This window comes from Segetibacter koreensis DSM 18137, assembly GCF_000374045.1.
In the GTDB taxonomy this organism is placed as follows: Bacteria; Bacteroidota; Bacteroidia; order Chitinophagales; family Chitinophagaceae; genus Segetibacter; species Segetibacter koreensis.
On the sequence record NZ_KB893351.1, the window covers coordinates 1 to 9,640 of the forward strand.

Sequence of the window (9,640 nt, forward strand, 5' to 3'; positions counted from 1 at the left end):
ACTATCCTGGCGCTTCATATGTGTGTGCTTACGAGAGTGGAAAGTTTGGTTACTGGATACATCGACAACTTAATAACAAAGGAATTAGATGTCTTGTTGTCAATCCTGCCGACATCCCTTCTACTCATAAAGATGAGGTAAGTAAAACCGATCCAAGAGATGCACGTGGCATTGCCATGGCCCTGCAGTGCGGACAACTCAAAAGCATTTATATCCCTACCCTTCAGCAGGAAGCCGACCGCTCTTTGGTACGTCAACGAAAAAAAATATGGAGAGATCTCGTCCGTTGTAAAAATCGTATTAAAGGCTTTTTAGATTACAATGGTGTACCACTGCCCGACAAGTTTAACAACAGTAACTGGAGCCGTAATTTTATTAGCTGGCTAAACGATCTGCAGTTCGATTACAGCAGCACAAAAACTACCCTTACTTACCAGGTAAGGCAAGCTGAAATATTACGTAAAGAACTACTTGCCATCAGCAACGACGTAAGAAAACTCATGCGTTCTGCTTCATACAAAAAACTCTATTACCTGCTAAGAACCATAAACGGTATAGGACCACTAACAGCAGCCAGTCTAATAACAGAAATAGGCAACATNCAACGCTTCCCTTCTTTTGTTGAACTCAATAGCTTTATTGGTTTAATGCCAATGGAGCACAGCAGCGGTGAGAGAGAACTAAAGGGTCGGCTAACTGTAAGAAAACAGCGCCAATTACGAAGCGACCTGATTGAATGTGCATGGACAGCCAAACGTACAGATCCTGCTTTAGCACTCTATTACAACAACCAGCTAAAGAAAGGCAAAGAACCCAAAATGATTATTGTAAAAATAGCCCGTAAGTTGCTTAGCCGTGTAAGATATGTATGGCTAACTGATCAACCTTACGTGACAGGTGTAGTAAAATAAAAAGCATAAATCATTTATAAAGTAATCAAACATTATTCATTACAATACTTAAAAAAAACTGCAACCGGACTACTTAACATGTGTTGTCACCGGGTGTAATAATCAAAAACCCGAAGCATTGACTTTATTAAAGCATGTAGCCGGTTGTTTGTTGTGCCAATGAAAAGAAAAGAAGCACAACTCATCATTTATAAATTTAAAACACAAGAGCTTGTAGCTACACCTGTTGTAGTCTACTCATAGGATGCTGGTAATGAATGATGATTGATAAGAAAATTATTAAATTTGTTATGGACAAAACATCTGGCGAAGGCGGGAGATAATTGATTAAAACCTTCTGTTATCTCTTGCTTTCAAAAGAATATAAAGTACAACGATATTATCCTGTTTAAATGCCTATATACATAGGACACACTGTTAGGCGCATTTGGTTCATTTGTAGTGTGTCAATCTTATAATCTTTCCATCCCGAGCGCTAAAAATTATTTCAAACGCACCGCCTTTATTATACTTTTTGGGTACTGTTCCGGCTATGTACCAGTACCCGTCTATAAGATAGACCTCGTAAGGTTTCTCATTAATTATTCGCTCCTTACCAAAAACATTAAACAGTATAGGTTCAGCGGTAGCTATTGCGGCCGAAGAAGTTTTGATTAAGGTGTCCCAAGTAAACGGCTGACCTTTGCCTTCTAAAGCTTCACGGGTCTGTTTTCTGGCATTTGCTTCACCAAGAATTTCGTGCTCATCCGGCTCATTCGTTCGCTCAGGAATTTCTTTTGTATTTGTAGTACTTGTCGGGGAATTACAAGCAAACAAAAAAAAAGTAAGAAAAGGCAAAAACAGTTTAGTCATTTATTTTATTCAAGTGGATTGAAGCGACTTTCCACAATTGCGCCTAACGTCGAACAGATTTCTGAAGCCAAGATATTCGGGTGTCTTCAGCTTCACTTCTGTTCTGTTGTTCATTAAGATATTCAGTTTAGCTATTGCTATTTAGCCTTGGTTTTAGAAATCTGATGTTGTCAGCAGTCTTAATCCCAGTCAAGGTAAGGAAACTCTTTACTCAAAACTTTACCGTTCATTGCATCAATTATGAAAATTTCAGCATAAGGTCGTTCGTCTCCTTCTTTTGGCTTCCTGTATTCGCTTTTTATCTTCCAAACTATTCTACCATCTACAATATCTCTCAAATCCTTTGTTTGGCGGTACTTTTTGAAGTCACCTTTTGAAGCTTCCCATCCTACCTTTATTTCGTATTCCTTCAATGGCTTTTTAATTTTTAGTTGTTTGGCAATCTTCAAAGCTTCCTGTTTTGAAATGAAATGATACTCAGATACACTTGAACTATTAAATAAGCCATGAGGAAAAAAGCCTGTCATTACTTCTCTTGAACTGTCAAGCAAAAAAGTAACAGTAAAAGTATCTTTTGCAAGTGCAGGGTGATTGAAGTGATACCGAAATTGAAAAACGTTGGGTTTAAAAGTAAGTGGCTCATTAAACTTTGCCCGATTGTCCCAATGGTTATGTAACACCAAAAACTCGCTTTTTGAGCTGTCGAGCTTTAAATACTTTACTTTGTTTGCATTGCCATAATATAGTGTTACAATGCTATCTGCTGTGTTGAAGTAGTCAGCATAAACAGCTTTGTCTATATCTTGACAGAAAGGAGTTTTTGAAATTAATATGGTCAATATAATAAGGACTGTTCGCATGATTGCTGACAACGTACAAGCATTTGCGAAGGCATGGAGTAGAAGTTCGAACTGCTTTACTTTCGCTATGTCGTTGATTAAAGGTTTAATGTTGAAAGTTAGCAATTCAGCCATGCTTTTGCAAATGCAATGTTGTAGGCAGCCACGACTCTATTAAGCTTGGAACTTACACTTCTTCTGCCTCCAGTAACTGAGTCAGAAAGGCTTTTGATTTTTGACTTTCTACTTTATATGCTATTGTCAACAAGGCATATCCAAATGCAAATATGCCAAACGGAACTAACGCTCCTGGCGAAAAACCTTGCTCAAGTAGTTGTTTAAAGTGGAGAATAGCCGCAGTGATAATTCCTAAACATATTAGTCCGACTATTCCCAACCATAAGGACATAAAAATTAAAACGAAAACGACAGGTCGCATTTTAATTGCGACTTCTGTTTTTCCTAAGTAGGTAGAAACGTGTCCCTTAATGACCGGTAGAAATGAGTTGCGATAGCTTATAATTCTGCTGATTTCAAAAGAACGGTCTATAAGATTGCCTTCATAAGGTTTGGTCCTATTTGTAGAAAATGAAAAGTTAAGACCTTTTTTGAGTTCTGTAATACTTTCAATCCGTTGATTTACTTCTGACGGAGTAAGCTTTGTCAGCAGTTTGAAATTGTCAAAGGGTAAAAAGTTTTTTAAGTTCATTTTGTTTGATAGGTTGCATCAAATTGGTTGCCTACAACGGTTTTCAGCTTTATGCAGGAGTGGTATTCATTGTTCTATTGTCTAACTACTGTCCTGAAGCTCATTAAAGATATTGTGTTTAGTTTACTTCCTCAAGCCACTATTGCATACAAGCTGTTGTGCTTGTTGCACAACTACATCAAAATACTCACATCTGTTAATAAAGATAGTTAGTAAACTTCACCAACGATTCGTAGATTCGAATCATGCAAGGCAGAAAGCAACATACCGAAAAACTCTTCCTCTCTTTTCAGTTATCTGATCGTGTTCCAACAGATAACTTTTATAGAAGGCTTAAAGACATAATGGATCTTAAATGGCTCTATAAACAAACCGCAAAGTACTATGGCAGCGAAGGACAGCAAAGCATCGATCCCATCGTTTTCTTCAAGCTCATTCTTATTGGGTATTTAGAAAATCTTGGTAGCGATCGTCGTATTATCAACACCGTTAGTATGCGTATGGATATGCTCTTCTTTGTCGGTTATGACATTGATGAACCTCTTCCATGGCACAGCACATTAAGTCGTACAAGACAACTGTATGGAGGTGAAGTGTTCAAACAACTTTTTAAACAAGTACTTAAACAGTGTATTGATAAAGGCATGGTAGCAGGCAAACGACAGGCTATAGACAGTGTATTTGTAAAAGCAAACGCAAGCATGGATAGCCTTAACGAAAAAGCCATTCTTAATGATGGAGATGATTACGCAACAACATTAACCGAAGAAGATGAACCAATAATCAATACCCCTGATCAAGACCACACCGTATCTGCATCAATAAACAAAAGAGTACAACAACATCATACATGGAAAGCGAAAGCTTACAAAGGCATGCCAGGTGCAAGAAAGAAAACTGAAGAAGGCAATGCTGATGAAGATAAATATCTTCCTCGCTATGTAAGCAATCATACTCATTACAGTACTACCGATGCCGATGCAAGGGTAAGTGTAAAGCCAGGCAAACCAAGGCAACTAAATTATCTTTCACAAGTAAGTGTCGATACCAATCATCATGTAATAACAAACATAGAAGCACATCATGCAGATAAAAAAGACAGCCAATGTTTACCAGAGGTTTTAGAAAATACTATTGACAACCTACATGAAGAAGGTTTACAAATACAAGAAGTACTTGCCGATGGTGGCTATAGCAGTGGTGAAGCATTACAATCATTAGAAGATTATAATATCACTGGTTATATCCCAAACTTTGGACAGTATAAACACTCAAGAGAAGGCTTTACTTACAATAAAGAACATGACAGGTACACTTGCAAACAAGGCAAACATCTTGTATTTAAAAAGATCAAACATACAACGCCTGGTTATGTAATGAAGCATTACAGAAGCAGTGCCAAAGACTGTAAAAACTGTCCCTTTAAAACAACATGCATAGGCAAAAGTAACGAAAAGAAAATAGAAGATACAATTGATAAACCGTTGTATGATAAAATGCATGAACGACTTCAATCAACAAAAGCCAAACGATTTAAAAAACTACGAAGCTCAACCGTAGAACCAGTGATAGGAACATTAGTAAACTATCTGGCCATGAAAAGAGTAAACACAAGAGGCATACAACAAGCAAACAAATGCATGTTAATGGCAGCAGTGGCTTATAACCTAAAAAAACTACTCAATTGGAAAACAAATAAAGTATCAACCATAGTAAAAGCAATGCAAATAAAGGTAGAAAACAGCCTATTAAAGCTCGTTTTTCACCTATGGCTTCTATTAGCGTCTATACAGTCTAAGCCCGACGGGTAAGGATATGACCAGCTAATAAAATCTAATGGTTAAACACCAAAAATAAAATGCACTTAAAATGTAGTTGTGCATCAGCCACTGTTGTTAGCAGCTGTTTTAATGTTCCGGCTTTCCATTCAGTTAAATCCAATTCAACTCTTTAAAATATTCTTTTGCTTCTTGCTGGAGTTTTTGTTTGTCAAGATTTAACTTCTTGTACTTATCAAGAATGTCAAAAGAATTTATAATACTCTCTGCAAGTATTGCTTTTTTGCGTTCCATTGTTGCTGCCTTCACCTCTTTATAATCTAACAATATGTCCCAATACAAAGCCTTTTCTTTCTTTCCAAAATGGTATCTAAGTTTGGCTTCAAATGGCAAACAGTTAACTACAAAGAATAATGCAACATCACCGTTTCCATAGTCTTTATTATGAAAAGGTCTACCAATGTTCATCTCATTTAGAAGAGGATTTAATCCAGAGTCTTCCATTATGTCTGCCGAACTTCTTACTTCCATGCTTAACGATTTGTCCTACTTAGAAATCATGTTGTAAAACGCCTTCTGCCTTATTACAGCCAAGCAACTAACAGGTTTTAAAAATAGCTGCTAACGTTAACGTGTTTATGAAGTTGTGGCATTTAAAAAACGTCAGTTTCAATTAACCACAAAAGCAAAATACCGATTTATCGTTGAATACTTAACGGTCGAGTAGGCCAAAGCATTTCAGCTTTAGCCGCTCACAGATCCGTGCATGAAAGTCTCCCTTCACACGGCTCTTGTTATTCAGTCAATAGGTAATTCCTTTCTGCCAGTGGATAAACAGCTTCGGGTTTTCATGCACATAGGTTTTATATTTCTCTAAGATAGCCATCTTACCTCTTAACTTAAACTTTTCACTGAACCATCTTTGTATTAACTCATTGAGGTATTCGAACACTTTCTGTGCTGTTATGGCATTGAACCTGCAATAGTAGTTTAGCCATCCCCGTATCTTTGGGTTCAGCTTTATCGCTGCCTGTTCAAGTGATACAGTAGTATTTCTTGGATTGAATACTTCTCTTATTCGTTGCTTAATATAGGCTTTCGCGTTGCAACAAATAGCTGCATCAAAGGCCATAAACTTTCTGTCCTTGAACTGTAGATTTGCCTTTACTCTTGGTTGAAAACTATAACTTAAAAATGTAAAGCTGTTATGCTCATGCTCTTCCTTTCGGTTGTAGCTTTTGCAATATACCACCTTCGTCTTTTCAGGGTGAAGTTCCAACTCAAAGCCTTGCAGTCTTTGCCTTATTGATGACAACAACTCTTCCGCTTCTGCTTTGCTGTTGCAGTGTACAATGATATCATCAGCATAGCGTTCAAATGGATTAGATGCATAGTGTTTGCTTATCCACATGTCAAATGCATGATGTAGGTATAGATTGGCTAACAAGGGACTAATTACACCTCCTTGCGGAGTGCCTTTTGTTCTTGCTGCTATGCTGCCATCAGCTTGTTCTACTCCTGCTTTTAACCATCTTTCTATGTAGAGCAACACCCACTTCTCCTGCGTGTGATGGCTGACCATCTTCATCATCCATTCGTGACTAAGATTGTCAAAGAAACTTTGGATATCTAAGTCTACTACCCATGCATATTGCCTGCAATTGTTATTGCACTGTGCAAGTGCATCATGTGCACTGCGACCAGGTCGATAGCCAAATGAACTGTTACTGAATAATGGCTCTAAGATAGGTTCCAGATAATCTTTTACAACTCCTTGTGCAATACGGTCGCCTACCGTTGGAATACCCAACGGTCGTTTGCCTCCCTGTTTCTTTGGAATTAGTACAGTACGTACAGCTGGTGGAAAATAACTGCCCGATGCCATGCGGTTGTAGACTTTGTAGAGGTTCTTTTCAAGGTCTTTATTGAACATGTCAATCGTTTCCCTATCGATACCTGCTGCACCGTCTTTACTGCATACTTTCAAATAGCTGTTGTACACCATCGCCTTACTTACTGCAAATGACTTTGTCTTTTCTTCGCTCATCATTCCATCTTTCAATGGTTGTTTACAAATACTCTAAACGAATAACTGTATCCCTTCGCTCCACTTCCATTACAGAAGTTTCCTTGCTACTATGGATACATCCGGCTCTACTTATTACATTCCTCTGCCTATGGCAGGGTTAAATTACAATCATAACCTAAGCAGCCTATTACTGCCGTGGTAGCGGCTTTCACCACATGTTGTAATTGTACTATCACACATTAATAAGCAGTCTCTCACGTTCCATATAAAAGCCTGTGTAGAGTTCCTGCCGTCTCAATCCCGGTTGACCTGTAATCAGTATGCGGTTTGTCCATTACAGTCGTTTCCTATCAGTGCAGGAAGCCAATAGTTTCGTCAACAAGTATTCTTTCGGAACGTCATCGAACGGTTTACTTTCGTTCAGCTCCTCTACACTCACCTGACATCTTTTATGATGCCTTTTGCTTCATCGCTCAGCACCATAACTTTTGATTACAGCACCATGAAGTGGTTTATATACTCCTCCCGCAAGGCGTATATGAGGGACCTACCCTCATCTTTTATACAGCATTGAAAAGAACTTCAATTCTTCTCATTCGTGACACACTCCCGCCACAATTTTATAAACATGCTGTTAGGCGCATGTTTGATTACTTGTAGTGCGTCAATCTTATAATCTTTCCATCCCGAGCGCTAAAAATTATTTCAAATGCACCTCCTTTATTATACTTTTTTGGTACCGTTCCTGTTATGTACCAATACCCGTCTATCAGATAAACTTCGTAAGGCTTCTCATTAAGCACTTGCTCCTTACCAAAAGCATCAAACAATATTGGTTCAGCGGTAGCTATTGCAGTCGAAGATGTTTTTATTAGGGTGTCCCAGGTAAATGGTTGACCTTTGCCTTCTAAAGCTTCACGCATCTGTCTTCTTGCATTTTGTCTGCCAAGAATAGCATGCTGTTCAGTTTTAGAGGTAGTGTCAGGTGTTTTAGATGTATTACCAGTATTTGTCGACGAATTACAAGCGATAATAAAAATAATAATTAAGGACAAAAGCAGTTTTGTCATTGGTTTTACTAAAAGATGCAAACGTATACTTTTTCCATATTGCGCCTAACGTTGAAGTGTTTGCGATGTGGCGGCAATAGAATTACCGTCACCCTGATTAAAGATATAAAGCTTAATTGAAAAACTGCTCTTGAGCCGAGTTCCCTCAACCACCATATTGCAAACACACTGTTAGTGGCATGTGCTGTCAATTTGGGTCTTCCACATACTGTCGTAATTTTTCCTGCGAAATAGTTGTCTCGCTCAACATATCTACTATTTGCCCAGTTGTCAACCTGTACACACTGATTGGAATAGCAATTTCATACTGTCCAACCTTTTTAAGCAACTCTCGTGAAAGAATTTCAAAATTCAGTTGACCGCCATTGTCAAAAACATCAAAAAATAGATTTATCTCCTTTACACCATATTTGTCAAAGACTGGTTTATACTTATCAATGAAACTGAAATACCATTCTTCATATTCCGCCATCTCATATTGTAATCCATAGACTTGCGGTGAAAGGATTGATAAACTCCCGAAACCATAAACTCCGCTTGGGTCTTTGTCGTTTAAATCATCAGGCTCAATTGAACAAGAGATGTGAATGGTGTCTGTAATTTCTGTAAGCGCTTTTCTCGGTGAAAAGTTGTCGCCGTACAAGTCTAATGATATTCTGATTATCCACATGATGAAAGTTGAAGTTGCATTGCCACTAACGGATTACGTATTGGCGATGGTGGGGCATTTGGAAAACGTCAGCCCAACATTTGCACAAATGCCCAATAGAAATACAAATATTGAGGTTACAACCGTCAGCCCCGCTATTGCCAAGACTCCATGTAACCTTTAAAGAACTGTTGAGGCAGTTAAAAAAGTAGTCATTTTAAAAACGCTACACTAACTTTTAATTTCATTATAAAAACCTCAACAGTATGAATAAAATTAAAACAAATTTCCAAGGTCAGACCATTTTTGTCGGCATGGATATTCATAAAGCCAGCTGGAACCTGGGCATTTATTTAAATGACATGTTTATCAAAAATATTCATCAAAAACCAAATCCTTCTGTTATGGCTGCTTTCCTCAACCAACACTTTCCTGGAGCAAAGTATAAAGCTGCTTATGAAGCTGGCAAGTTCGGATTTTGGATACAACGCCAGTTGACCCAGTTAGGCATTGAGTGTTTGGTAGTTAATCCTGCTGATATTCCTAAGTCTCAGAAAGACACGCTGCAGAAAACAGATCCTCGTGACGCTCGTAACATAGCTCTGCGTCTGCAATCAGGAGTGCTACATAGTATTCACATTCCGGATGAACAACAGGAAGCTGACCGTGTATTTTTCAGGCATCGTAAAAGAATATGGAAAGATCTCACCCGCTGCAAAAACAGGATCAAAGGTATGCTTGCTTTTAGCGGCATAGACATTCCTGAGCAATATGATAATGCTAATTGGTGCCATAATTTTATT

Annotated in this window: 10 protein-coding genes; 3 read left to right on the forward strand and 7 right to left on the reverse strand. The window is 38.2% G+C overall.

Features of this window, described 5'->3' with window-relative positions; genetic code table 11:
• The first annotated feature begins 20 nt into the window (after positions 1–20).
• Positions 21–911: an IS110 family RNA-guided transposase gene (locus B154_RS0121055; RefSeq protein WP_425423119.1), complete on the forward strand. Its 891-nt coding sequence runs from the start codon at positions 21–23 to the stop codon at positions 909–911.
• Positions 912–1,343: 432 nt separating this feature from the next.
• Here the strand turns inward: B154_RS0121055 and B154_RS30955 are convergent, their stop codons facing one another.
• From B154_RS30955 to B154_RS0121070, 3 genes are all read right to left on the reverse strand, one after another.
• Positions 1,344–1,763 (reverse strand): NTF2 fold immunity protein, encoded by a 420-nt coding sequence (locus tag B154_RS30955; RefSeq protein ID WP_018616347.1) that lies wholly within the window; start codon positions 1,761–1,763, stop codon positions 1,344–1,346.
• Between the two features lie 179 nt (positions 1,764–1,942).
• Positions 1,943–2,737, reverse strand: coding sequence for a PepSY domain-containing protein (locus B154_RS0121065; protein WP_018616348.1), 795 nt, complete (start codon positions 2,735–2,737; stop codon positions 1,943–1,945).
• 52 nt (positions 2,738–2,789) lie between these two features.
• Positions 2,790–3,311 carry a hypothetical protein gene (locus B154_RS0121070; protein ID WP_018616349.1) on the reverse strand — a complete coding sequence of 174 codons (522 nt, stop codon included), beginning with the start codon at positions 3,309–3,311 and terminating at the stop codon, positions 2,790–2,792.
• A gap of 245 nt (positions 3,312–3,556) precedes the next feature.
• Between B154_RS0121070 and B154_RS0121075 the strand changes: the two genes are divergently transcribed.
• Entirely contained in the window at positions 3,557–5,122 is a 1,566-nt protein-coding gene (locus tag B154_RS0121075; protein ID WP_018616350.1) for an IS1182 family transposase, read from the forward strand.
• Between the two features lie 120 nt (positions 5,123–5,242).
• Here the strand turns inward: B154_RS0121075 and B154_RS0121085 are convergent, their stop codons facing one another.
• The 4 genes from B154_RS0121085 to B154_RS30965 form a co-directional block, all read right to left on the reverse strand.
• Positions 5,243–5,620 (reverse strand): hypothetical protein, encoded by a 378-nt coding sequence (locus B154_RS0121085; protein ID WP_018616352.1) that lies wholly within the window; start codon positions 5,618–5,620, stop codon positions 5,243–5,245.
• 271 nt (positions 5,621–5,891) lie between these two features.
• On the reverse strand, positions 5,892–7,139 hold the full coding sequence (ltrA, locus tag B154_RS0121090) for a group II intron reverse transcriptase/maturase (RefSeq protein WP_026260340.1): 1,248 nt from the start codon (positions 7,137–7,139) through the stop codon (positions 5,892–5,894).
• 629 nt (positions 7,140–7,768) lie between these two features.
• The gene (locus B154_RS30960) at positions 7,769–8,188 is read right to left on the reverse strand and encodes an NTF2 fold immunity protein (protein WP_018616354.1); all 420 of its coding nucleotides are present in this window, start codon (positions 8,186–8,188) and stop codon (positions 7,769–7,771) included.
• 187 nt (positions 8,189–8,375) lie between these two features.
• Positions 8,376–8,858 (reverse strand): hypothetical protein, encoded by a 483-nt coding sequence (locus tag B154_RS30965; protein ID WP_018616355.1) that lies wholly within the window; start codon positions 8,856–8,858, stop codon positions 8,376–8,378.
• A gap of 245 nt (positions 8,859–9,103) precedes the next feature.
• Here B154_RS30965 and B154_RS0121105 point away from each other — a divergent pair.
• Positions 9,104–9,640, forward strand: a 537-nt coding sequence (locus B154_RS0121105; protein ID WP_018616357.1) for an IS110 family transposase, incomplete at its 3' end; no start/stop codon positions are given.